Genomic DNA, 23472 nt, shown 5'->3' with positions numbered 1-23472 from the left:
CCTTTCCTCGGTGCACCCGTCACGGCGCGAGCAGGCGGTGCAGCAGGTCGAGCTGGGCACGCAGCAGCGGTTCGGTGCCGCGCCGGTCGGACAGGTCCTGGTGCCGCAACGTCCACTCGTCGAGTGCGCGCAGCACCGCGAACGTGACGTGCCGTTGCAGGCCGGGTGGCAGGTCGGCGCGCACGGTTCCCGCCGCCCGGCCCGCCGCCAGGACACGGTCCAGCCAGGACTCCGCGGCCGCCGTGGCCCGGCCGACCGCGGACTCCGGCCCCGCCGGGGCGCCCGGCAGGGAGAACATCCGGCCCAGGTCGGTCAGCAGCGGTTCGCGCTCGGCGACGGCCAGCAGGCGGCGTAACAATCGCTCGGCGGTCGCCCAGAAATCGTCGCGGAAATCGTCCGGTCCCGTTTCCGAGAGTTCGTCGGCGAGCTGGGCGGACAGCTGGTCCACCACCAGCTCGAACAGTTCCTCTTTGGACCGGACGTAGTAGTAGAACGAGCTCTTGCTCAAGCCGCACAGGCGAATGATCCGGTTGAGCGAGGCCTGCCGATAACCCTCGACGGCGAACTCCCTGGCCGCCGTCGCCAGCAGTCGCCGACGGCGTTCCGGCGCCATCTCGTCGATCGACCTGCTATTCACGGCTGCAGGCTAGCACTGTGTGGACCACCCGGTCCACACAGTGCGCGCGGCCTGCCGGATCAGCAGCCGGTGACCGGGCGGAGCTCCGCCACCACGGCCGGTGGCAGCGACACCGTGCGGCCGGACGTCTCCAGCGACAGCCCGCCACCCGCCGGTTCCACCTGCCGGCCGCACCATGTCCTGCCCGCGGTGTCGCGCGCCTCGACCAGCGAGGAGGCCGCGTGCGGGGTGGGCCACCAGCCCGCGCTCGCTGAGAGGGCGACCGCGGCGACGGCCGTGAAAGTGAGCGCGATCCCCGCGCGCAGCCGCCCCGTGGATTCCCGGTCGGCGGGGACAGCGCCACGCCACGGAGCCGACGAGGACGGTCGCCGCACACGCGAGCGTGAGCGCGGCCAGGGCCAGTGCGGCGGCCGCCACCTCGAGTGGGAACGGCAGGTCGCGGTCGCGCTGGAGGACCCCGCAGAGGCCGATGAAGCCGAGTGCCGCGAGCTGGATGCCGTGCCAGCCGCGGGCGCTCGACCGGACGTCCGTGCCCGCGGGTTCGGCGGAGGTGTCGTCGGACATCCCGCCAGCATGCGTGACTCAGGTCACATTCGCGACCGTCGCGGCGTGGCGGTCAGGACGGTCGCGCATGTCCGCGCAGGTCTCAGTAGGCGACGGTGAACCTCCGCCGGCGGTGGCGGGGCCGCTCGGTCTCGTCGAGCAGGGCCACGGCGAGGTCCGCCACGGAGATGGCCGACTCGCCCGGGCGTCCACCACGAGCTCGTCGGTGCCAGACCGACCCGGACAACCGCCGCAGCGTGCTCGTGGCGCTCACCGACCGGGCCGGGAACTGGTGGACGAGGTCGTGGCGGGGCATCTCGGCAACGAGGAGTCGCTGCTGGCCGCGCTCGGTAGGGACGAGCGCGCCGACCTCGCCCGGCTGCTCCGCACGCTGCTGGCCGGGCTCGGGGACCTCCCGCCGGGCGAGGCGCCCGGCACGGCCGGGCGCGGCTAGGTGTGCCGCGAGATGCGCCGCACCTCGGCGAGCCGCACCGGACGCCGCTCGGCCCGCGACCGCTCGCACGCCTCCGCCACGGAGAACGCCTCCAGCGCGTCCGCCGGCGTGCACGGGCTCGGCAGCCGGCCCGCGACGACCTCGGTGAACGTCGTCAGCTCGCGCACGTAGGCCTCCCGGAACCGGTCCAGGAAATGCGGGTACGGCGGCCCGGCCTGGGCGGGCACGCCGGGTTCGGCCGAGGTGAGCGGGGTGCGCCGGTCGAGGCCGGCGGCGAGGCTGCCGGCCGAGCCGAACAGTTCCATCCGGACGTCGTAGCCCGCGCCGTTGTACCGGGTGGCGGACACCAGTGCGAGCGTGCCGTCGTCGAGCGTGAGGACGGCGGCACCGGTGTCGACGTCGCCCGCCTCGGCGAAGAACGTGGCACCGTTGTTGGTGCCCAGCGCGTACACCTCGGCCACCTCGCGGCCGGTCACCCACCGGATCGCGTCGAAGTCGTGCACCGAGCAGTCCCGGAACAGCCCACCGGAGTGGCGCACGTACTCGGCGGTCGGGGGAGCGGGGTCGAGGGTGGTGGAGCGCACCGTGTGCAACCTGCCGAGCCGCCCCGCCGACACCGCCTCCCGCGCGGCCACGTGACCGGCGTCGAACCGCCGCTGGAAGCCGATCTGCACCGGCACGTCCGAGGACCGGGTGCGCTCGATCACCCGCAGCGTCCCGGCGACGTCGGCGGCGACGGGCTTCTCGCAGAACACGGGGATTCCCTCGGTCACCGCCCGGATGATCAGCTCCGGGTGGGCGTCGGTCGCCGCGCACACCACGAGCCCGTCCGGCCGCAGGGCGAACAGCTCGTCGACGCTGTCCACGACGTCCGTGCCGAGCTTCGCGGCCGCCGTCCGCGCGCGGGTGACGTCCACGTCGGCGACCACGACGGAATCCACGCCGGGGATCCCCTGGAGGGTCTCCGCGTGAGCGGTGCCGATCCGGCCGGTGCCGGCGAGTCCCAGGCGCATGTGCTGCTCCTCCGCTTTGTTAGTCGGATCCGGACGGCGGGCACGTGGTCCCGCGGACGACGAGAGTGGGCCGCAGCAGCTGCCGCACGGGCTCGGCGCGCTCCCCGCGCACGCGTTCGAGCAGGGTCTCCACGGCGAGCCTGCCCATCTCCATCCGGGGCTGGTCCACCGTCGTCAGCGACACGCGGCGCAGCGCGGCCAGCGAGGTGTTGTCGTAGCCGACGACGGAGACGTCCTCCGGCACCCGCAGGCCCGCCTCCTCCAGCGCGGAGATGGCGCCGAAGGCGTTGAAGTCGTTGCCCGCGAACAGCGCGGTGGGCACGTCATCACCCTCCACTGTGCCCAGCAGGGCGCGCACGGCCTTCTCGCCCGCGGTGTCGGTGTGCTCGCTCGGCAGCACTCGGGCCGGCAGGTCGTGCGCCGCCATGGCCTGCCGGTAGCCCTTCCGCCGGGCGGCGGCCGCCGTGGCGGTGCCGCCGTCCAGGTGCGCGATGCGGCGGTGCCCGAGCGAGATCAGGTGCTCCACCGCGAGGCGCGCACCGGACACGCCGTCGTCGTTCACGGTGTCCACCCCGGGCTGCCGGGAGCCGCGGGAGACCAGGACGACCGGGACGCGCCGCGCCGCCGCGGCGATCGCGGACGCCGCGAGCACGGGGGAGAGCAGCACCACGCCCGCGGGGCGGAACGACAGCAGGCGGCGCAGGGCGTCGGCCTCCCTGGCGGGACTGCGGGACCCGGTGTTCAGCACGAGCTCGAAGCCGGCCTGCGTGGCGGCTCCGTCGAGGCCCTCGATGACGTCGGCGAAGAAGGTGTTGCGGAGGTCGGACACGAGCACGCCGAGCACCGTGGACGTCCGGCTGGCCAGTGCCTTCGCCATCGCGTGCGGCTGGTAGCCGAGTTCGGCCGCGGCGGCGAGCACGGCCGCCCTGCGCCGCTCGCTGACCTTCGGGGAATCGTTGAACACCAGCGAGACCAGCGCGCGGGAGACACCGGCCCTGGCGGCGACGTCCTCCATGGTCGGTCCGGCCAACGGTCCCTCCGGGAAGGCGATGGCACGACGGCGTGCCCGGCTGTGTCGAGCGGCACGCTACCGCGTTGGAGCGCTCTACTCAATAGAGCGCTCCAATCTCGATCGACGCGCGCGGGGGACGGCGGCTACGTTCGCACCGAATCCGCACTGAGCTCGCAGCAAACCCGTCCCGACCACCCGACCGGAGGCAGCCCATGTTCGTCCTGGCCCAGTTCAGCGACACGCATCTCGACGGCACGGAACGGAAGGCCGACCGGACGGCCCGCGTGATGGATTACCTCCGCGTGCTGCCGCGACCGGTGGACGCGGTGCTCGTCACCGGGGACATCGCCGACCAGGGTGAGCCCGCCGAGTACGAGCAGGCCAGGGCGCTGCTGACGGCGGACGTGCCCGTGCTGGCCTGCCCCGGCAACCACGACCGGCGGGCACCGTTCCGGAGCGTGCTGCTCGGCGAGGCGGCGGACGACGCGCCGGTGAACTCCGTGCACACCACCGGCAACGCCGTGTACGTGCTGGCCGACTCGACGGTTCCCGGCCGCAGCGAGGGGTTCCTCGACGACGGCACGGTCGCCTGGCTGCGGGAGACGCTGGCGGCGGCAGCGGACGAGGACGGCAAACCCGTCTTCGTCTGCCTGCATCACCCGCCGGTGCCGCTGCACAGTCCCGTGATCGACGAGATCCGGTTGCGCGAGGAGGACCGGCTCGCCCGGGTGATCGCCGGGCACCCGCGGGTGGCGGCGATCCTGTGCGGCCACGCGCACACCCCCGCGGCGAGCACGTTCGCGGGCAGGCCGGTGCTCGTCGCGCCCGGCGTGGCGTCCACGCTGCGGCTGCCCTGGGAGCCTGGCGAGCTCTTCGACCCGGCGCTCCCGCCGATGCTCGCCTTCCACGTGGTGGGCGACGACCTGCGCGTCACCACGCACTACCGCGTCGTGCCCTGAGCCCGCCCGCGAGTTCGCCGCTCAGCACCGCGAGTGCCGCGTTCGGGTGCGGCTCGGGGTCAGAGCTCCTGGAACACGCGGAACGTGCGGCCGTCGTCGGTGGAACGGTGGATGCCGGTGCCGGTGGCGACGTACACCTCGGCACCGCCGTGCGTGGTGAGGGCCTGCGGTGTACCCGGCACCTGCCCGCGCCGGGCCCACGTCCCGCCGCCGTCGGTGCTGACGTGCACCGCGCCGTCGGGGGCGACGCCCACCAGCCGGCCGCTCGCGGGCCAGTCGAGGTACACCAGCACCGGTGCGCCGCCGACCGGGGCGAAGGTGCGGCCACCGTCGGTGCTGCGGGCCGGCCCCTGTTCGGTGGTCGCGATCACCTCCTCCGGCCGGTCCGGCGACACGGCGAGGTCGGCGAGCGCCAGGTCGGCGCGCGGGTCCCAGGTCTGCCGGTCCTCGCTGACCAGCAACCGGCCGGACACGCTGTCGTAGCCGTAGACCCGGCCGTGTGCGGCCTCCATGGCGTGGAAGTCGGCCTCGCCCGACAGCGACACCGGCCGCCAGCTCTCGCCTCCGTCGGTGCTCTCGATCAGCCCCAGGTGCGACGGTTGCTCCCGGTCATCCGGCCCGGGGTGCCCGCTGCCGAGGAAGTGGCCGGGGCCGACCACGGTGAAGCCCATGAAGTCCTGCGTCAGCCCGGCGATCCGCACCGGATCCCCTCGCCGCTCACCCGGAAGAGGCCGTGGTGGCTGGCCACGTGCAGGGTGCCGTCGGCGGGATCGACGCCCAGCCCGTGGATGTGCTCGAGCGACACGGTTCCGGTCCCGGCCTCGTGGGCGGCGTCGTGCTGGTGCGCGTGCTCGTCGCCCGTTCCGCCGCCGCACGCCCCGGCGAGCAGTCCGGCGGCGAGGAGGGTGGCGAGCCGCTGTCCGGTCCGCCGGGAGGGTCGTGCCACGGGAGCTCCATCCTGTTCGCTGCTATCCAGCGTAGTAGTACCGGACCGGGTCGTGACTACTACGTCAACGTAGTAACGTGGCAGGGAGCCAGCGACGAAGAGGAGTGATCCCGTGGGTGCGAAGGACCTGGAGCGGCTGCGCCGCCACTGGAACAAGCAGGCACGCCACTACGACCGGCAGATGACGTTCGCCGACCGCAAGTTCTTCGGGGACACCCGGCAGTGGATCTGCGGGCAGGCGAGCGGGGACGTGCTCGAGGTGGCGCTCGGCACCGGGCTGAACCTGCCGTGGTACCCCGGCGGCGTGCGGCTGACCGGCGTCGACCTCAGCCCGGAGATGCTGGAGCACGCGCGCCGCCGGGCCGCGGACCTCGGCCGGGAGGTCGACGTGCGGGTCGGTGACGCGCAACGGCTGGAGTTCCCGGACTCCTCGTTCGACACCGTGGTGAGCACCTACTCGCTGTGCGCGGTCCCCGACGAGCGGGCCGCGGTGGAGGAGATGTGGCGCGTCCTGCGTCCCGGCGGCACACTCCTGCTGGCCGACCACGTGGTGAGCACCTCCGCGCCGGTGCGGCTGCTGCAGCGCCTGGTGGAGCTGGTCAGCGTCCCGGTCGGGGGCGAGAACTTCCGCCGCAGGCCGATCCGGCACGTCCGCGCTCTCGGGTTCACCGTCGAGCGGCACGAGCGCTTCAAACTCGGCATCGTCGAGCGGCTCGCCGCGCGCAAACCCGCGGCGTGACGGTCACCAGCACGGGCACGTCAGCACCATCAGCGTCCACGCCCCGGCGACCGCCACGACGAAGGCGCACGCCCCCGCCACGGTCAGCGCGCCACACCGGCGGGACACGGCGGCGGGTCGGGGCGGGACGCCGGACTCCAGCTGGGCGACGCGGGCGGCGAGCAGTTCCGCCGTCGCGAACGGGGCGGACACGGCGGCCCCCGGCACCTGCGCGGTGACCCGCAGCAACGCGGCGGCGAGCGCGGCGCGGCCGGAGCGCCGGACCGCCGCCCGGTCCGCGGCGAGTTCCTGCGCCCGCCACGCGCGGCCGCGCAGCTCGGCCGCCGCCGGCAGGAACCACAGGTGTGCCGCCAGGACCAGGGCCAGCAGCGACCGCAACGGGTCCCGCCGCCGCACGTGCGCGTGCTCGTGGGCCAGGACCGCGCGCAGCTCGACGGTGCCCAGCTCGCGCGCCAGCGCGTCGCCCACGACGATCACCGGCCGCCACGCGCCGACGGTGACGGCCAGCGGCGCGTCCGTGGCGACGACCCGGACCCGGTCCCGGGCGGGGAAGCCGGTGAGCACGGCGGACACGGTGGTGCAGGGCCGGGTCCGGTGCCGCTCCGCCCACCGCCGGAACCGCCGGGTCCGCCACCAGCCGCGGACCAGCACCCGGCCCGCGCCGCCCACCGACACCGCCGCCGCCAGCACGAGCACCGGTGCGGCGAGCGCGCCGGGATGTCCCGCCAGCCACATCTCCCACGCCGAGCGTTCCGTCCCGAGGAGCGCGGCCACGCACCAGCCCAGCGACAACGCCGGGTAGGTGGCCGCGGCCGCGACCACGAGCACCAGGAACGGCCGGTCGCGGGTCACCGCCCTTCCACCAGCCTGCGCAGCCGCTCCCGCAGCCGCGCGTCACCGTCGACGTGGTCGACGAACGACGCCACGGCCGCCTCACCGTGCTCGTCCAGCAGCTGCCGCACCGCGATGTCCGCGGGGCTGGCGAGCGCGGCCTCGTAGGCATAGCCCCGGCCGGCGCGGTGCCGGCGCGCGATCCCGCGTTCCGCCAGCCGCGACAGCACCGTCATCACGGTCGTGTAGGCCAGTGGCGGCTCGCGGTCGCGGTTGAGCTCCGCCAGCACCGCCCGCACCGGCAGCGGGTCGCCCGCGCGCCACAGCACGTCCATCGCCGCGGACTCCAGCGGACCCAGGACGGCGCCACGTTCCGAACGTCCCACGGGCCCGACTCTACTACGCCGCTGTCGTAGCGGGGTCCCGTCGCGCGACCGTCACGATCTCCGGCGAGGCGGGGGAGAAGGGGCGGCGCGCCCAGTCGCCGAACCGCTGCTCGACGGCCAGCCCGGCTCCGGCGAGGAAGCCCGACACGGCCGCGGCGCCGGGGAACCGCAGCGTGCTCCGGCTCACCCGGGGCCGCGGCCACCCGGGTGCGGAGAACGTCTCGGTGAACGTCACCAGGTCACCGTCGACCGACCGGACCTCGTGCTCGACGCGGACCGGGATCCCCGCCGCCGTGGTCACGCCGGTCGCGTGCCCCGGGTGCCACCGTTCCCACGGCCGGACGGCCGGGTTGCGGGTCTCGAAGGCGAACCGGCCGTGCTCGGTGAGCGCCGCCCGCACGGCGGCGAGCGAGGCGCGGATCTCGTCGTCGCCGGTGAGCACCTGGAACGCGTGCCCGGTCATCACGACGAGATCGAACTCGCCCACGGCGCCGAGCGACCGGGCGTCGCCGAGCACCCACTCGACGTCCGCCCGGGCCCGCGCCACGTCGAGCATCGCCGGGGCCGGGTCGACGCCGCACAGCCGCCCGGGGTGACCGCGCTCCCGGGCCGCGCGCAGCAGCGCGCCCGTCCCGCAGCCGAGGTCGAGCACGGCCGTCGCCGACAGCACCAGGCCGAGGTAGAAGTCGTCCCCCGGGCCCCACGGGTTGAGCGCGTCGTACAGCGCGGCCAGCTCGGGATCGGTGTACGCGACGTCGGTCACGGTTCGGTGCGCAGCTTGCGCCGCAGCGCGCCGATCTCGTCCTCACCGAAGCCGTTGTCCACCAGCCAGCCGGGCACCCCGCCGAAGCGGCGGTCGAGCTGGTCCAGGAACTCGGCCATCGTCTCCGCGCGCGGCGTGTGCCGGTGCTCCGGCACCTTGTCGACGTCCTCGGCGTAGGTGGCCGACGACCGCAGCCGCGCGAGAATGGCGGAGATCCGCTCCCCGGTCGCGGCGTAGTCGCGGACGATCTCGGCCCGCCGCGCCCCCGCGACGCTCAGCGCGAACGCCACCACGACGCCTGTGCGGTCCTTGCCCGCGGCGCAGTGCACGAGCGCGGCGCCGGGGGCGCGGTTGATCGCGCGCAGCGCGCCCACGATGCTGTCCGGCCGTTCCGTCACATAGCACAGGTAGTGCGCGCAGGCGGGATCGTCCGGGTAGCGCTCCGCCTCCTGCCTGTGCCGGACCAGCAGCGCCTCGGCGGCCGGGTCCCAGGTGCCCTCCGGCAGCAGCGAGTGGTGCTCGTGGCTGACGCGGCCAACCCGGGTCAGCGGTGCGGGGCCCTCGGCGTGCACCTCCGTCTTGGTGCGCAGGTCCACCACCGTGCTCAGGCCCACGGTGTCGAGCAGGTACGAGACGTCGGCGGGGGAGAGGTCCTGCAGGTTGTCGGCCCGCAGCAGCCTGCCGGGCGCGGTCGTCGTCCCGTCCTCGGTCGGGATGCCCCCGACGTCGCGGATGTTGACGGCGCCTTCGAGATCGATCCACAGCACGACGCCAGTGTCCCAGTTCCGCACCGGGCGGCGACCGCCTTTCGGCTCAGTTCACCGCGTACCGGGGGAGCTGGCCGGGCCGCAGCACCGCGCCGCAGTGGCCACGGGGCGGCACGGAGAGCGAGAGGTCGCGGGCGTAGTCCCGCAGCCGTGCCAGCGCGGCGGGCCCGGGCACCGCGTCCCGGCGCACCCAGTCCTCGGCGCCGCCCGCGCGCGGCACGACCGGCACGTAGTCGCGCCGCAGCCGCTCGTCCCGCAGCACGCCCGTGCGCCGGCTCCAGAACCCGTGCGCGTGCAGGAACGTGGGCCTGGCCTCCTCGTAGAGGTAGTCCCGCAGGCCTGCCCAGTCGCGGTGCGACCAGAACCCCGCGATCCGCGCATGGGTCAGCCCGGCCAGATCGACGACGTCGAGCCTGCTGGTCAGCGCGGTACCGCCGACATCGGGCAGGGCCAGCGATCCGCGCTCCACCCCGAGGACACCGGCGTAGGCGTTGAACGTCCGGCCGAACCGCTCGGCCACCCCGCACATCGCCACGGTCGGGGAAGCCCGGAACTCCTGGGACGCGGTCGCGAACAGCGAGCCCGACACCGCGAGCGCGAGCGCGAGCACCGCGACGAGCACGGCCCTGGCCCGCGTCGCGAGATGCCGCAGGACGGCCGCGCCCGCGAGCGCCGCGGTGAACGCGCCGACGGCCCACACCGGCGTCGCGAAGCGCAACTGGCCCATCCAGTCGTCCTTGAGCACCGCGTACGCGATCGCGGCCAGTCCTCCGGTGACGAGCAGCGGGACCAGTCCCGCGCGCAGCGGGGACGGTCGCATCAGCGCCGCGCCGACGAGGACGGCCGCGGTGATCGCGGCCGGGGCGCCGACGTACGACACGAGGTCGCCGGTGCGGGCCAGGTCGGCGAGTTCCGGCAGGTCCTGGTTCTTGGCGAGTGCGGGCAGGGAGAGCAGCTCGCCGAACCGGACGGAGCGCCACGCGAGGTATCCGCCGAAGGGCACCGCGAACGTGGCCACGGAGATCAGCGCCGCCCGCGCGCTCGCGCCGAGCGAGCCGCGGTGGGCCAGCAGGAGCAGTGTGCCCGGATACGCCGCCACGTAGACGAGCCCGTCGGGCCTGGTGAGCGCGGCGAGGGCGGCGAGCCCCCCGGCGGCGAGCGCCGTGCGCGGGGCGGTGAGCCGCCCGTCGCGGTCCGCGCAGACCGCGCTGAACAGCGTCGCGGCCAGCGCGGTCACCGCGAGGGCGAACAGCGCGTTCTCCAGCCCGGACAGGCACCAGATGACGAACGAGGGGTTGGCGGCGAGCAGCGCCCCGGTGGCCAGGGTGACCAGGCCGGGCAGGCGGGTGACCCTGCGGGCGGCGAGGTGGCAGGCCGCGAGGAGGCCGGCGCAGCAGAGGAGGGCGAGCGCCTTCGGGAACAGGACGTAGTCGGGAACGCCCAGGATCGTCCCGTGGTCGAACAGGCCGATCAGCCTGCCGAGGGAGAGCAGGGCCAGCCAGGACGGGTTCGAGAAGCCCTCCGTGGGGTCGGCTCCCGGTTGCAGCACCGGGCCGTTGCCCTCGGCGACGTTGCGCGCGTAGGCGAACGTGATCGCCGCGTCGTCGACGATCCAGTGGCCGAACCGGCTGCCGTGCCACGCGATCAGCGCGGTGCCGGCGAGGACCGGCGCGAGGGCGCGCAGCCACTCCGGCACCCGGCGCCCGACGGCGGGCGGCGGCACCGGGGTGGCCTCGACCGGGCGCGTGGCGAGAACCGTGCTCTCGGGCAAGGTCGTCCCTTCGGGCAGGCGGCGCGGCAGCGCGCGGGTGCCCGGCCCGCCGGAACGCCAAACCGGCGGGCCGCGGACGTCACCGGACCGGCGTAACCGCGGCCGCGGGCGTCCCGGGAACGGCGCCGTCCCGGGCCCGGCACCGGGGGTGCTTCGAGCCCGCCCGCGCCGGTGCCACCGGCGCGGGTCGCGGACAGGCCGGGGTCACCGCGCCCGTTCGCCGCACCCCAGAGCCATCGCTGTGATGCGGGTCACTTTGTCGGTGGCGGGTGCGACCATCCGGACCGTGCCGAACGAGGGACCGATCCTGCATGCCGACCTGGACGCGTTCTACGCGTCGGTCGAGCAGCGGGACGATCCCCGCCTGCGCGGCAGGCCGGTGATCGTCGGTGGCGGTGTCGTCCTGGCCGCCAGCTACGAGGCCAAGGCGCGGGGCGTCCGTACGGCGATGAGCGGGCGGACGGCACGGCGGTTGTGCCCGGACGCGGTCGTGGTGCCGCCCCGGATGCGGGCCTACGCCGAGGCGAGCCGCGCGGTGTTCGACGTCTTCGCGCACACGACGCCGATCGTGGAGGGCCTGTCCATCGACGAGGCGTTCCTCGACGTGGGCGGCCTGGCGCGGATCGCGGGACCCCCCGCCGAGATCGCCGCCCGGCTCCGCGAGGACGTCGCCTCGCGGGCCGGGCTGCCCATCACGGTGGGCGTCGCGCGGACGAAGTTCCTCGCCAAGGTCGCCAGCGGCGTCGCGAAGCCCGACGGCCTGCTCGTGGTGCCCCACGACCGGGAGCTGGAGTTCCTGCACCCGCTGCCCGTGGAGCGCCTGTGGGGCGTCGGCGAGGTCACCTCGGCGACGCTGCGCGAGCGGGGCATCACGACGGTCGGCCAGGTCGCCGTGCTCGGGGAGGCCGTGCTCGTCGCGATGCTCGGCCGCGCGGCGGGCCGCCACCTGCACGCGCTCGCCCGCAACCACGACCCCCGGCCGGTCCGTACCGGCCGCAGGCGCCGCTCGATGGGCGCCCAGCGTGCGCTCGGCAGCAGGCGGCGGGCACCGGCGGAGCTGGACGCGATCCTCACCGCCCTCGTCGACCGGCTCGCCCGCAGGCTGCGCGCGGCCCGGCGGGTGTGCCGGACGGTCACCCTCCGGCTGCGCTTCGCCGACTTCACCCGCGCCACCCGGGGCCGCACCCTGCCCGATCCCACGGCGCACACGGAGACCATCCTCGACGCCGCGCGAGCCCTGCTGGCCGCCGCGACGCCGACGATCGAGAACCAGGGGCTCACGCTCCTCGGCGTCGCGCTGTCCAACCTGGACGACGACGGCGCGATCCAGCTCGCCCTGCCGTTCGACGGCAGGCCGGAGGGAGCGCTGGACTCCGCGCTCGACGACGTCCGCCGCCGGTTCGGCACCACCGCCATCACCCGGGCGACGCTGCTCGGCCGCGACGAGGGGCCGACCGTGCCGCTGCTGCCGGACTGAGCCGGTTCAGCGCAGCAGCCGGAACGTCGCCAGCCGCACCTCCCCGTCGAACACCAGGTACACGTCCCCCCGCCCGGCGGCCCTGGCCAGCGTGGCGTGCACCCCCGTGTACCGGTACCGGTCACCCGTGCTGGGCACGGGAATCCTGCCCAGCACGCGACCGGTCCGCGGGTCGCCGAGCCGGACCGTGATCGTCGTGGCGCCCGGCGACTCCTTCGCCACCACGGCCGCGATCCGGCCCGCACCCCGCCGCAGGGCGGCGTCGCGGAACAGGATCCAGCCGCCACCCTCGGGCGCGCCCACCGAGGTGCCGCGCTCCTTGCTGCGGTCGGTCAGGGTCACCCCGGCGTAGTCGTCGAACGTCTCCGCGCCGGTCTCCCGGAACAGGTCGCGCGGCGGGATCACCTCGCCGCGCACCCGCACCGTGCACCGGCCCCGGATGTCCGCGGCCGAGGCGCCCACCAGGATGTCGTGCACGGCCGACTCGACGACCCACCGGTCGCGGGTGACGTCCCAGTGCGCGAGGTCGGCGGCCCGCAGCCGCAGTCGCACGGTCCGCGTCCGGCCCGGTTCGACGCGCACCCGCCGGAACGCCCGCAGCCGCAGCCTGGGCTGCGGGTCGCGGGACGTGCGCTGGTGCGTGTAGAGCTGCACCACCTCGGCGCCCGCCCGCTCCCCGGTGTTGGTCACGTCGACGCTCACCTCGGCCTCGCCGCGGTGGTCCAGCACCGGGCGGCTGACCCGCACCGCGCCGTAGCGGAACGTGGTGTACGACAGCCCGTGCCCGAACGGGTAGAGCGGGGTGCCCGGGAAGTACTGGTAGGTGCGGGCGTGCTTGATGATGTCGTACTCGAGGATGCCGGGCAGGTCGTCGGCGGACCGGTACCAGGTCTGCGGCAGCCGCCCGCTCGGGTTCGCCTCGCCCAGCAGCACGTCGGCGACGGCGTTGCCCGTCTCCGCGCCCGCGTGGCACGTCCACAGGATCGCGGGCACGTGCTCCTGGGCCCAGCCGATCGTGGTCGGGTAGCTGTTCTCCAGCACCAGCACCGTGCGGGGGTTGGCCTCGCGCACCGCCTCCAGCAGCGCGTGCTGGCCTGCGGCCAGGCTCATGTCGCGCCGGTCGTCGTCCTCCCTGCCGTTGATGAACGGCATGCTGCCTGCCACCACGACGGCGGCGTCCGCGTCGCGGGCGGCGCGGACGCCCTCCTCGACGCCGCTGCGCACGACCTCCCGGGTGAACGGGGTGGCCGCGGCCGGATCCTCGGCGTCCACGGTGAGCAGCCCGTCCGCGCCGGCGACGACGTACCTGCGCGGGCCGAACCACGCGTCGTCGGTCTCGTTGCCCGCGTACTCGAGCACGTGCCCGCCGCCAGCGGGGACGAGCTTGAACTGCTGCTGCACGAACCAGCCGTGCGGCTGGTCCGCCGTGTTCTCGAGCGTGCGGCCGGAGCCGAAGGACACGTACCTGCCGTTGACGACCGCGCGCAGGGTGAGCACGTCCTCGCCCCAGTCGAACACGTCGAAACGCTCCGCCTCACCCGCCTCCGGCGCGGCGGCCCGCAGCGGGCCGCCGTCGGCGGGCGCGGTGACGTACCGGCCGTCGGCGGTGCGCAGCGCGATCCGGTCGACGCCTTCGGTGAACACGACGGCGTCCTGGCCGAGGCGCTCGGTCAGCGCGTCCCTCGGCGTGACGCGGTACGGCAGCGCGCCGGAGTACCAGTCGGTGTAGAGGGTGTCGGCGAGCGGCCCGATCACCGCCACCCGCCGCGGCGCGGCCAGCGGCAGCGTGCCCTCGTCGTTCTTCAACAGCACGATCGCCCCGGTGGCGGCCTCCCGTGCCAGGGCGCGGTGGGCCGGGCTGTCCACGACGTCCCTGCCGATGCCGCCGTACGGGCCGCCGTCCGGGTCGAACTCGCCGAGGCGGAACCGCAGGCTGAGGATGTTCCGCACGGCGGTGTCCACATCGGACTCAGTGAGCAGGCCCGTGGACAGCGCCGTCGTGATCGCCTCGATGGTGCGGGAGGAGTCGGTGTCGTCGACCGTGAAGCTGTCGAGGCCAGCCTTGAGCGTGGCGGCGTCGGCCTCGGCCAGGGTGGGGTAGTAGGCCTGGCTGCCGACGAGGTTGTTGGGCCCGCCCGCGTCGGTGACGTTGCACAGCGGCCGGTCGGTCCAGCCCCGGACGACGTCGTTGAAGTCGCGGTGCGCGCTCATCGGCCTGCCGTTGACCAGGTTGTAGGCCGACATGAGGCCGGTCGCGGCTCCGGCGGAGACGGCGGGCCGGAACGCGGCCTCGTAGTACTCGCGCTTGACCCGGGGCGGCAGGACCGACGACGTGGTGTCGCGGTGGATCTCGTTGTTGTTGGCCAGGTAGTGCTTGAGCACCGGCGCGGCCCGCAGCCGGTCGGGGTCGTCGCCCTGGATGCCGTGCCCGTAGGCCGTGGAGATCACGCCGGTCAGGTACGGGTCCTCGGAGTAGCCCTCCTCGTTGCGGCCCCAGCGCGGGTCGCGGAGCAGGTTCACCACCGGTGCCCACAACTGCAGGCCCCACACGCGCGGGTTCTCCGCGTGGAAGCCCCTCGCCTCCACGCCGACGGCCGTGCCGACGCGGCGCACCAGGTCCGGGTCCCAGGTGCTGGCCAGGCCGATGGCCTGCGGGAACACCGTCGCGGTCGCGGTGCGGACGGCGCCGCCCGCGTCCCGGTCGGTCGACCACGCGATGCCGTGCAGGGCCTCGGTCCCGGTCTTGAAGGCGGCGATGCCGAGCCGGGGGATCTCCGGCTGGTACTGGTGCAGCAGCGCGACCTTCTCGTCGAGGGTGAGCCTGCCCAGCAGGTCCTCGACCCGGGCGGGCAGCGGCAGGCCGGGGTCGCGGAACGGCGGGCTGTCGGCGCGGGCCGAGGGGACCAGGCCACCGGCGGCGGGGAGCCCGGCGAGGACGGGCGCGGCGGCCGCGCCCGCGGCGAGGGTGAGGGCGTGGCGCCGGGTCAGTTCCGGCAGCGGGGACGTCTGGTCGGCCGGTCGGGGACGCATGGGCGGAAGCCACCTCCGATAGGCTGTCGAAGCGATTCGACTCTGTACGGCAAGTGCGGCGTGCGGCGAGACGTGCGGTGGACGGACTATGGCACCGCCTGCCGCCCCGGTCAACAGTTTGTTACAGCGAGGAAAAGGAAAACGCGGATGGCTCTTGTGCGCGGCTTCGGTGTCGCCTAGCCTTCGACAAATCCCGCGCAAGTCGATGCGCTTCGACAAGATAGTCCACCGGAGGTACCGCGATGGTGACCATCGCCGACGTCGCCCGGGACGCGGGCGTGTCCGCGAGCACCGTCTCGTACGTGCTGTCCGGCAAGCGTTCGATCTCGGCCGACACCCGGCGCCGGGTGGAGGCCAGCATCCGCAGGCTCGGCTACCACCCGCACGCCGGGGCGCGGGCGCTGGCGAGCAGCCGCACCAATGTGCTGGCGCTGGTGGTGCCGCTGCGCACCGACATCCACGTGCCGGTCGTGATGCGGTTCGTCACCTCGGTGGTGACCTCCGCCCGCGAGCACGACCACGACGTGCTGCTGCTGACCAACGACGAGGGGCCGGACGGGCTGCGCAGGGTCGCGGCCTCCGCCATCGCCGACGCGATCCTGGTGATGGACGTCGAGGCGGAGGAGCCGCGCATCCCGGTACTGCAGTCGCTGCTGCGCCCGGTGGTGCTCATCGGCGTCCCGGACGACCCCGCCGAACTGTCCTGTGTGGACCTCGACTTCCACGCCGCCGCGGCGAGGTGTGTGGATCACCTCGCCGACCTCGGGCACGAGCGGATCGCGCTGATCGGTCCTTCGCCCGCCGTCTACGAGCGGGGCACCAGCTTCGCCGGGCGGTTCCTGCGCGGGTTCACCGGTACCGCGCGGGAGCGCGGCCTGGCGGCGGTGGCGCACTCCTGCGCGCCGTCGTACGAGGCGGTCCGCGAGTGCGTGGACAAGGTGCTCGCCGATCAGCCCGACGTCACCGGTCTCGTCGTGCACAACGAGGCGGTGCTCGGCACCGTGCTGTCCGAGCTGCAACGGCGCGGGCACCGGATTCCCGCCGACCTCTCGGTCGTGGCGGTGTGCCCGGAGGACATGGCGGTCAGCTACTCGGTGCCGCTGACCACCGTGGCCATCCCGTCGGACGACGTGGGCAGGCTCGCGGTGGAGATGGTGCTCCGCCAGCTCGACGGCGCGGCCGCGCCCGAGGTGCGGCTGCTGTCGCCCCGGCTCTCGCCAGGGCACAGCACCGCACCGCCACCCCGGTCCTGAGAACGGCCCCTGCGCGGGGCCCGCACAACTGAATCGCAATCGAAGCGCTTCGAAGGTGCTCGGAAGGCAGTCCGCGAAGGAGCAGACACATGAGCAGAGTGGCTCGACACCTCGTTCTCGGCAGCGTCGCGGCGACCGCGATGCTGGTGGTCACGGCCTGCGGGCCGAGCCCCGCGACGGAGTCGTCCGGCGAGCCTGCGGGGGAGATCTCCGAACTCGACTACTACGCCGACCAGCAGGGCAGCCGCGCCTGGCAGCAGATCCTCGACACCTGCTCGCGGGAGACCGGCATCACGATCAACCGGCAGACGGTGCCGACCGACCAGATGCTGCCGAAGATCCTCAAGGACGCCAGCTCGCGGACCCTGCCCGACCTGGTGTTCACCGACAACCCGACGCTGCAGCAGATCGCCAGCACCGGCGCGCTCACGCCGCTCACCGACTACGGGATCTCCATCGACGGCTACTACGACAGCATCATCAAGGCGGGCACCTACGAGGGCGAGGTCTACGGGCTCGCACCCGGCGTCAACGGGCTCGCGCTGATCTACAACGAGAAGCTGCTCGCCGAGGCGGGCGTCGAACCCCCGCGGACGTGGCAGGACCTCGCCACCGCCGCGCGGAAGCTGTCGGGTGGCGGCAAGTACGGGCTCGCGTTCTCGGCGATCCCGTCCGAGGAGGGCACCTGGCAGTTCCTGCCGTTCTTCTGGAGCAACGGCGCCGAACTGTCCGCGCTCGACTCCCCGGAGGCCGTGGAGGCGCTGCGCTTCGTCACGGAGCTGGTCGACTCCGGCGCGGCGTCGAAGTCGGTGCTGAACTGGAACCAGAACGACGTCGCCGACCAGTTCGTCGCGGGCAACGCCGCGATGATGATCAACGGCTCCTGGAACCTCGCCCGGCTCGACGAGGAGCAGGGCCTCGACTACGGCGTCGTGCCCGTCCCGGCGCCGGAGGCCGGCACCGACCCGGTGGTCGCCCTCGGCGGCGAGGTCGGGGCCATCCCGGCCACCGGCGCCGACCGGCAGCAGGCCGCCGCGGAGGTGCTGAAGTGCATCCTGGCGGAGGAGAACATGCTCGCGTGGGACACCGCGCACGCCTACGTGCCCTCCAGGAAGGCGACCGCGGAGAAGTTCGCGCGGGACAACCCCGCGATGCGGCCGTTCGTCACCGAGGTGGAGACCGCCCGGTCCCGCACCGCCGAGCTGGGTGAGCGTTACCCGAAGGTGTCGCAGGCGCTCGCCACCGCGCTGCAGGCCGCCCTGGCCGGCGAGCGGTCTCCGCAGGAGGCGCTGGCCGCGGCCCAGCGGGAGGTGGGCCGGTCGTGACGGTGGTCGCGCAGCGACCCGCCGAGACGGCGGCACCCGTGCCGCGCCGGAGGAGGCGCGGCACGGGCCGCCAGCGGTGGGTGGCGCTGGCCTTCCTGGTGCCCGTGCTCGCCTACGTGGTGCTGTTCTTCGGCTATCCGCTGGTGAACAACGTCTCGATGAGCCTGCGCGACTACACGGTCCGCTCGTTCTACACCGGGGAGGCGCCGTTCGTCGGCTGGGAGAACTACGCGGCCGTGCTGCGCGACCCGTTGTTCACCGAGGCGGTCGTCAACACCGTGGTCTTCACGGTGGGCTCCATCGCCTTCCAGTTCGGCATCGGGCTGGCGCTGGCCCTGTTCTTCGCGGGCCGGTTCCCGGCAGGCGGGCTGCTGCGCTCGCTGTTGCTGCTGCCGTGGCTGCTGCCGCTGGTGGTCAGCGGCGCGGTCTGGCGGTGGATGCTCGACCAGGACCACGGGGTGATCAACGCGGCCCTGCGTGCCGTGGGCCTGGCCGACGGGCCGACCCCGTGGCTGACCGACCCCGGCTGGGCCCTGCCCGCGGTGATCATCGTGAACATCTGGATCGGGATCCCGTTCAACCTGGTGATCCTGCACGGCGGGCTGCGGGCCATCCCGCAGTCGCTGTACGAGGCCGCGGCGCTCGACGGCGCCGGGCCGTGGCAGCGGTTCCGGCATGTCACCTGGCCGCTGCTGCGGCCGGTCACGGCCGTGGTGCTGATGCTCGGGCTGGTCTACACCATCAAGGTCTTCGACGTGATCATGGTCGTCACCGGGGGCGGTCCGGCGAACGCGACCCAGACCCTGACCACCTGGTCGTACCACCTGTCCTTCGGGGGCGGCTTCGCCTTCGGTGAGGGCGCCGCGGTGAGCAACCTGCTCGTCCTGGTCGCGACCGTGTTCGGGTTGTTCTACCTGCGGTCGGCCCGGTCCTCGATCGCGGAGGCGGGAACATGAGGGGCACGCGCACGGCGAGCGGGTGGCTGCGCACGGCGGCCGGTGTGGTCATCGTGGTGGTCCTGCTGTTCCCGCTCTACTGGATGATCAACGCGTCGCTGCAGCCGGGCGGAGCGCTGCTGCGGCCGAACCCGGACTGGCTGCCGGTCGACGGCACGTTCGACGGCTACCGCAAGGCGCTGTCGACGCAGGGCGGGCCGCTGCTGGACAGCCTGGTCGTCGCCGGGGGCACCGTGCTGGTGTCGCTGGTGATCGCGCTGCCCGCCTCGTACGCGCTGGCGCAGCTGCGCTTCCGCGGTGCCCAGCCGCTGATCTTCGCGCTGCTGATCGTGCAGATGATCCCGGGCATCGTGATGGCCAACTCGCTGTACGCGGTGTTCTCCGACCTCGGCCTCATCGACGACTATCTCGGGCTGATCCTGGCCGACTCGACGGCCACCATCCCGTTCGCGATCCTGGTGCTGCGCGCGTTCATGCTCGCCATTCCCCGGGAGCTGACCGAGGCGGCCCGCGTCGACGGGGCGAGCTACTGGCGCACCTTCCGGTCGATCATCGTGCCGGTCAGCCGCAACGCGATGGTCACCGCGGGGCTGTTCTCGTTCCTGTTCGCGTGGGCGGACTTCCTGTTCGCGGTCACGCTGACGACGGGCCGGTCGATCGAGCCGATCACCGTCGGGATCTACCGCTTCATCGGCAACCAGAGCGCCGACTGGAACGCGGTGCTCGCCACGGCGGTACTGGCGTCGGTCCCCGCGGCCATCCTGCTCGTCATCGCGCAGCGCTACGTCGTCGCCGGCGTCACCGGCGGTGCGGTCAAGGAATGACCCGCGTTCCGTTTCCCTCTCTCACCCAAGGAGTTCACGCATGATCGAAAGCCGCGACGGCGGGCAGGCACTCGAGGTGCGCGTGCGCCACGAGGTCATTCGGATCGAGCCGTGGGGAGCCGACAGCCTGCGGGTCCGGGTGGGCAGGCACGGCGTCGCCGACGACGTCCCCGGCGCGCTGCTCGCGGCCAAGCCGTCCGATGTGGACATCGAGGTGGCCGAGGAGACCGGCCGGATCGTCAACGGCGCCCTCACCGGGGTGGTCGAGCTGGTGCCGACCGACACCGGGGTGACCCCGGTGCTGCGGTTCCTGCGCACCGCCACCGGGGAGGAGCTGCTCGCCGAGCAGCGGGCGCACTTCTGGTGGCCGGGCGCCCGCCTGTTCCAGCCACACGGCGGTGGCTACTCCCGGCTGGAGCAGCGGTTCCGCGCCTACCCGGGGGAGCGCCTGTTCGGGCTCGGCCAGCATCCGCACGGCAGGCTCGACCAGAAGGGCATGGTGCTCGACCTGGTGCAGCGCAACGGCGAGGTGTCGATTCCGTTCCTGGTGTCCAGCCGCGGCTACGGGTTCCTGTGGAACCTGCCGGCCACGGGGCGGGTGGAGCTCGCCGAGAACGGCACCCGCTGGGTCGCCGACAGCGCCAGGCAGCTCGACTACTGGGTGACGGCCGGGGACACCCCGGCCGACATCCTGTCCCGCTACGCCGACGCCACCGGGCACGCGCCGATGCTGCCCGAGTGGGCGAGCGGCTTCTGGCAGTCGAAGCTGCGCTACCGCAGCCAGGACGAGTTGCTGTCCGTCGTGCGGGAACACCGCCGCCGGGGGCTGCCGCTGTCGGTGATCGTCGTGGACTTCTTCCACTGGACGCACCTGGGCGACTGGCGGTTCGACCCCGCCGAGTGGCCCGACCCGCAGGGCATGCTGGCGGAGCTGGCGGAGCTCGGGGTACGGCTGCTCGTGTCGGTGTGGCCCACGGTCAGCCCGCTGAGCGAGAACTACGCCGCGATGCGCGACGCGGGTCTGCTCGTGGCCACCGAGCAGGGCGTCCCGCTGCACGCGCCATGGCACGACAAGGGCATGGGCGTCGAGATGCCGGTCGCCTTCTACGACCCGACCGAGCCCAGGGCCCGCGAGTTCGTCTGGGACCGGGTGCGGCGGGGCTACTACGACCTCGGGGTGCGCGCGTTCTGGCTCGACGGATGCGAGCCGGAGCTGCAGCCGGGCCACCCGCACAACCTCAGCTTCGCCGCGGGACCCGGCACGGAGGTGGCGAACCTGTACCCGATGGCCAACGCGCGGACCTTCCACGAGGGCGCGCTCGCCGAGGGCGACGGGGACGTGGTGCTGCTGTCCCGGTCGGCGTGGGCGGGCAGCCAGCGGTACGGCGCCGCCGTGTGGTCCGGCGACATCCCGGCCACGTGGGAGTCGCTGCGGGCGCAGGTGCGGGCGGGGCTGAACATCGCGCTGTCCGGCATCCCCTGGTGGACGACCGACATCGGTGGCTTCCACGGCGGCGACCCGGAGTCGGAGGAGTACCGCGAGCTGATGGTCCGCTGGTTCTCCTACGGCGCCTTCTGCCCGCTGTTCCGGCTGCACGGGGTCCGCGAGCCGAGGACGCCGTTCGGCCCGGAGATGACCGGCGGGCCGAACGAGGTGTGGTCCTACGGCGAGCGGGCGCTGGAGCTGATCCGGCGCACCCTCGCCCTGCGCGAGCGGCTGCGGCCGTACCTGCTCGCGCAGATGCGGGTCGCGCACGAGACCGGGGTGCCGCCCATGCGGCCGCTGTTCGTCGACTTCCCCGGTGACGCCGCCACCTGGGACGTGGACTCCGAGTTCCTGCTCGGCCCGGACGTGCTGGTGGCGCCGGTGCTGGAGCCGGGCGCCCGCAGCCGCTCGGTGTACCTGCCGCGCGGCACCACGTGGACCGACGCCGGGACGGGCGAGGTCCACGAGGGCGGCACCGTGGTGGAGGCGGACGCCCCGCTGGAGCGCATCCCGGTGTTCCTGCGCGCGGGGGCCGACGTCCCGGTGGCCGAGCCTTTCCCGGACAGGCAGTGAAGGCCACCTTCACTGCGTTCAACGCACTGAAGGTGGCCTTCACTGCCTGCGCGGAGGCTGGGTGGTGCCCGGGTGGCGCGCCGGTGGCCACGGCGCGCCACCCGGGAGGACGAGCGGCTGTCAGGGGGTGGTGACCCCGAGGGTGTAGCTGCCGGAGCCGCTGTAGGCGTGCACCACGAACCGGTAGTAGCCGGCCGTGCCCGAGTAGCTCACCTGCTCGTTGTTGCTAGGCGTCGTGCCGGACGCGACGGTCGCCCAGGCCGAGCCGTTCCACTTCTGCAGGTACAGGTCGAAGTCCGTACCGGAGGGCCCGGCGAGGCAGCCGCTGTGGGTACCGGACGCGGTCGCCTGGTAGTAGCTGCCGTCCGGCTGGTATGCCACGTTGCCCGAGGACAGCGAGCCGCGGTAGGTCGACTCCGCGCCCTCGCACGCGTCACCGGGCGGGTTGCCGCCGCCACCGCCGCTGGTCAGCAGCGACAGCCCGTACGCCTGCAGGATCTCGTTCACCGGCTGGAAGTAGGTCGTGCCACCGGACCGGCAGTTGCCGGAGCCGCCGGAGGTCACGCCCTGTGCCTGGTTGCCGGCCAGCAGCGAGCCGCCGGAGTCACCCGGCTCGGCGCACACGCTGGTCCGGATCAGGCCGCTGACCGTGCCCTGCGGGTAGGTCACGGAGGCGTTGCGGGCCTGAATGGTGCCGCAGTGCCAGCCCGTGGTGGAGCCGGACCGGCACACCGCCGACCCGACCGGTGCCTCCTGGGAGCCCGCCACGGTCACGGTGCCGCCCGCGTAGTTGTTCACGACCGGCCGCGGCGTCCAGTTGGAGTTGGTCGCCACCCACGCGTAGTCGTTGCCGGGGAACGACGAGCCGCGGAAGGTGCCCTGCGCGACCCGGTTGTGGCCCGAGGTCGACTGGCCGGTGTTGCCGCAGTGCCCCGCGGTGACGAACCCGCCGTTGACGGAGAACCCGATCGAGCAGCGGCTGCCGCTGCCGATGTAGTAGGCGTCGCCGCCGCGCACGTCGTACAGCGGCCGCGGTGACTCGTGGGTGCGGCGGACGCGCACCATCGTGGTGTCCACCCCGGCGTCGGCGAGGAACCGCTCGGCGGCCGCCTCGCCGCCCGGCTTGGTCTGCAGCACCACCGCGTTGGCGGGCAGGTCGTGGTACCAGCCGACGACGGCCCTCGGCGCCTTCGCCCGGTGGGAGTCGAGCGTCGCCACGGCCCGGCTCAGTTCGGCCTCGCTGTGCTCGACCACGCGCGGCTCGGCCCCCGCGGCGCGGACCGGCGCCGCGTCGGCGGGGTCGGTGACCCCCACGACCAGCTTGTGGCCGCCGCGGGGCAGCCAGCCGCCCGCGAAGCTGGAGCCGAGTGTCTCGCGCAGCAGTTCCTCCGTCCGTCCCGCGCGGTCCTGCGCGGCGAAGTGGGCGCGCGCCTCGCGCGCGTCGAGCCCGAGGTCGCGGTCGAGCGCGGTGAGCAGCTCGGCGGAGACGTCGACCGGGGCGCCGCCGTCCTCGGTCCGAGAGTCGGCGGCGCTGGCGTTCGCCAGCGTCACGGGAAGGGTGCCCGCGACGGCGAGCGCGGCGGCCAGCACCGCCGTGCGCACTGCGTGGAGTGGTCTTGGAGGCATGGGGGTTGTCTCCTTCGTGGGGATGCAGGGTTGCCGGAGGCGCGGGGGAGACGCCGCCGGCACCCCACGGACGCTGCCGGGTACGGTGCGTGTCCGCGGGG

Annotated in this window: 23 protein-coding genes; 9 read left to right on the top strand and 14 right to left on the bottom strand. The window is 74.0% G+C overall.

The genetic code is table 11. The features are described from left to right. Nucleotides 1–19: 19 nt before the first annotated feature. From B0I33_RS29210 to B0I33_RS30255, 3 genes are all read right to left on the bottom strand, one after another. Nucleotides 20–637: a TetR/AcrR family transcriptional regulator gene (locus B0I33_RS29210; RefSeq protein WP_245901187.1), complete on the bottom strand. Its 618-nt coding sequence runs from the start codon at nucleotides 635–637 to the stop codon at nucleotides 20–22. A 59-nt stretch (nucleotides 638–696) separates the two neighbouring features. Further along, nucleotides 697–1011, bottom strand: coding sequence for a hypothetical protein (locus B0I33_RS29785; RefSeq protein ID WP_146147581.1), 315 nt, complete (start codon nucleotides 1009–1011; stop codon nucleotides 697–699). Between the two features lie 272 nt (nucleotides 1012–1283). Then, a complete protein-coding gene (locus B0I33_RS30255; RefSeq protein WP_146147580.1) occupies nucleotides 1284–1496 on the bottom strand; it encodes a hypothetical protein in 213 nt (70 codons plus the stop codon). Between B0I33_RS30255 and B0I33_RS30130 the strand changes: the two genes are divergently transcribed. Next, complete coding sequence (locus tag B0I33_RS30130) at nucleotides 1485–1634, top strand: hypothetical protein (protein ID WP_219927286.1); 150 nt, start codon at nucleotides 1485–1487, stop codon at nucleotides 1632–1634. The genes B0I33_RS30255 and B0I33_RS30130 overlap by 12 nt on opposite strands. Here B0I33_RS30130 and B0I33_RS29205 read toward each other — a convergent pair. Both B0I33_RS29205 and B0I33_RS29200 read right to left on the bottom strand, forming a co-directional pair. After that, nucleotides 1631–2647, bottom strand: coding sequence for a Gfo/Idh/MocA family protein (locus B0I33_RS29205; RefSeq protein WP_106182496.1), 1017 nt, complete (start codon nucleotides 2645–2647; stop codon nucleotides 1631–1633). The genes B0I33_RS30130 and B0I33_RS29205 overlap by 4 nt on opposite strands. Before the next feature lie 19 nt (nucleotides 2648–2666). Further along, nucleotides 2667–3677: a LacI family DNA-binding transcriptional regulator gene (locus B0I33_RS29200; RefSeq protein WP_106182495.1), complete on the bottom strand. Its 1011-nt coding sequence runs from the start codon at nucleotides 3675–3677 to the stop codon at nucleotides 2667–2669. Between the two features lie 194 nt (nucleotides 3678–3871). Between B0I33_RS29200 and B0I33_RS29195 the strand changes: the two genes are divergently transcribed. After that, nucleotides 3872–4618, top strand: a complete 747-nt coding sequence (locus tag B0I33_RS29195; RefSeq protein WP_106182493.1) for a phosphodiesterase — start codon at nucleotides 3872–3874, stop codon at nucleotides 4616–4618. A 59-nt stretch (nucleotides 4619–4677) separates the two neighbouring features. Here the strand turns inward: B0I33_RS29195 and B0I33_RS29190 are convergent, their stop codons facing one another. Both B0I33_RS29190 and B0I33_RS30635 read right to left on the bottom strand, forming a co-directional pair. Then, nucleotides 4678–5319 (bottom strand): F510_1955 family glycosylhydrolase, encoded by a 642-nt coding sequence (locus B0I33_RS29190; protein ID WP_245901185.1) that lies wholly within the window; start codon nucleotides 5317–5319, stop codon nucleotides 4678–4680. Continuing rightward, nucleotides 5301–5564, bottom strand: a complete 264-nt coding sequence (locus tag B0I33_RS30635; protein ID WP_245901184.1) for a hypothetical protein — start codon at nucleotides 5562–5564, stop codon at nucleotides 5301–5303. The genes B0I33_RS29190 and B0I33_RS30635 overlap by 19 nt, the downstream gene beginning before the upstream one ends. Nucleotides 5565–5676: 112 nt before the next feature. Here B0I33_RS30635 and B0I33_RS29185 point away from each other — a divergent pair, with 112 nt between their 5' ends. After that, complete coding sequence (locus tag B0I33_RS29185; RefSeq protein ID WP_245901182.1) at nucleotides 5677–6303, top strand: class I SAM-dependent methyltransferase; 627 nt, start codon at nucleotides 5677–5679, stop codon at nucleotides 6301–6303. Nucleotides 6304–6306: 3 nt separating this feature from the next. On the opposite strand, the gene B0I33_RS29180 is transcribed toward B0I33_RS29185, so the two are convergent. The 5 genes from B0I33_RS29180 to B0I33_RS29160 are packed head-to-tail and all read right to left on the bottom strand — an operon-like array spanning nucleotide 6307 to nucleotide 10821. Next, the gene (locus B0I33_RS29180; protein WP_106182491.1) at nucleotides 6307–7155 is read right to left on the bottom strand and encodes a M56 family metallopeptidase; all 849 of its coding nucleotides are present in this window, start codon (nucleotides 7153–7155) and stop codon (nucleotides 6307–6309) included. Next, nucleotides 7152–7520 carry a BlaI/MecI/CopY family transcriptional regulator gene (locus tag B0I33_RS29175; RefSeq protein WP_245901181.1) on the bottom strand — a complete coding sequence of 123 codons (369 nt, stop codon included), beginning with the start codon at nucleotides 7518–7520 and terminating at the stop codon, nucleotides 7152–7154. Before B0I33_RS29175 ends, B0I33_RS29180 begins: the two co-directional genes overlap by 4 nt. Nucleotides 7521–7533: 13 nt before the next feature. Further along, complete coding sequence (locus tag B0I33_RS29170) at nucleotides 7534–8283, bottom strand: class I SAM-dependent methyltransferase (protein ID WP_106182488.1); 750 nt, start codon at nucleotides 8281–8283, stop codon at nucleotides 7534–7536. Continuing rightward, a complete protein-coding gene (locus B0I33_RS29165; RefSeq protein ID WP_106182534.1) occupies nucleotides 8280–9050 on the bottom strand; it encodes a tyrosine-protein phosphatase in 771 nt (256 codons plus the stop codon). The genes B0I33_RS29170 and B0I33_RS29165 overlap by 4 nt, the downstream gene beginning before the upstream one ends. Nucleotides 9051–9096: 46 nt before the next feature. After that, a complete protein-coding gene (locus B0I33_RS29160) occupies nucleotides 9097–10821 on the bottom strand; it encodes a hypothetical protein (protein ID WP_106182486.1) in 1725 nt (574 codons plus the stop codon). Between the two features lie 286 nt (nucleotides 10822–11107). On the opposite strand from B0I33_RS29160, the gene dinB reads away from it, so the two are divergent. Further along, nucleotides 11108–12298 carry a DNA polymerase IV gene (dinB, locus tag B0I33_RS29155; RefSeq protein WP_219927285.1) on the top strand — a complete coding sequence of 397 codons (1191 nt, stop codon included), beginning with the start codon at nucleotides 11108–11110 and terminating at the stop codon, nucleotides 12296–12298. A gap of 6 nt (nucleotides 12299–12304) precedes the next feature. On the opposite strand, the gene B0I33_RS29150 is transcribed toward dinB, so the two are convergent. Next, nucleotides 12305–15328, bottom strand: a complete 3024-nt coding sequence (locus tag B0I33_RS29150) for a glycoside hydrolase family 3 protein (protein ID WP_106182483.1) — start codon at nucleotides 15326–15328, stop codon at nucleotides 12305–12307. A 242-nt stretch (nucleotides 15329–15570) separates the two neighbouring features. Between B0I33_RS29150 and B0I33_RS29145 the strand changes: the two genes are divergently transcribed. From B0I33_RS29145 to B0I33_RS29125, 5 genes are all read left to right on the top strand, one after another. Beyond that, a complete protein-coding gene (locus tag B0I33_RS29145; RefSeq protein ID WP_106182481.1) occupies nucleotides 15571–16581 on the top strand; it encodes a LacI family DNA-binding transcriptional regulator in 1011 nt (336 codons plus the stop codon). Between the two features lie 89 nt (nucleotides 16582–16670). Further along, nucleotides 16671–17906, top strand: coding sequence for a sugar ABC transporter substrate-binding protein (locus tag B0I33_RS29140; RefSeq protein ID WP_106182479.1), 1236 nt, complete (start codon nucleotides 16671–16673; stop codon nucleotides 17904–17906). Then, nucleotides 17903–18862 (top strand): carbohydrate ABC transporter permease, encoded by a 960-nt coding sequence (locus B0I33_RS29135; protein ID WP_425440530.1) that lies wholly within the window; start codon nucleotides 17903–17905, stop codon nucleotides 18860–18862. The genes B0I33_RS29140 and B0I33_RS29135 overlap by 4 nt, the downstream gene beginning before the upstream one ends. Further along, a complete protein-coding gene (locus B0I33_RS29130; protein WP_106182478.1) occupies nucleotides 18859–19686 on the top strand; it encodes a carbohydrate ABC transporter permease in 828 nt (275 codons plus the stop codon). Before B0I33_RS29135 ends, B0I33_RS29130 begins: the two co-directional genes overlap by 4 nt. Nucleotides 19687–19726: 40 nt before the next feature. Further along, nucleotides 19727–21745 carry a glycoside hydrolase family 31 protein gene (locus tag B0I33_RS29125; protein WP_106182476.1) on the top strand — a complete coding sequence of 673 codons (2019 nt, stop codon included), beginning with the start codon at nucleotides 19727–19729 and terminating at the stop codon, nucleotides 21743–21745. A gap of 120 nt (nucleotides 21746–21865) precedes the next feature. Here the strand turns inward: B0I33_RS29125 and B0I33_RS29120 are convergent, their stop codons facing one another. After that, on the bottom strand, nucleotides 21866–23371 hold the full coding sequence (locus B0I33_RS29120) for a S1 family peptidase (protein ID WP_106182474.1): 1506 nt from the start codon (nucleotides 23369–23371) through the stop codon (nucleotides 21866–21868). Between the last annotated feature and the right edge of the window lie 101 nt (nucleotides 23372–23472).

The organism is Prauserella shujinwangii (assembly GCF_003001955.1).
GTDB lineage: Bacteria > Actinomycetota > Actinomycetes > Mycobacteriales > Pseudonocardiaceae > Qaidamihabitans > Qaidamihabitans shujinwangii.
This window is presented reverse-complemented; position numbering and strand designations above follow the sequence as displayed.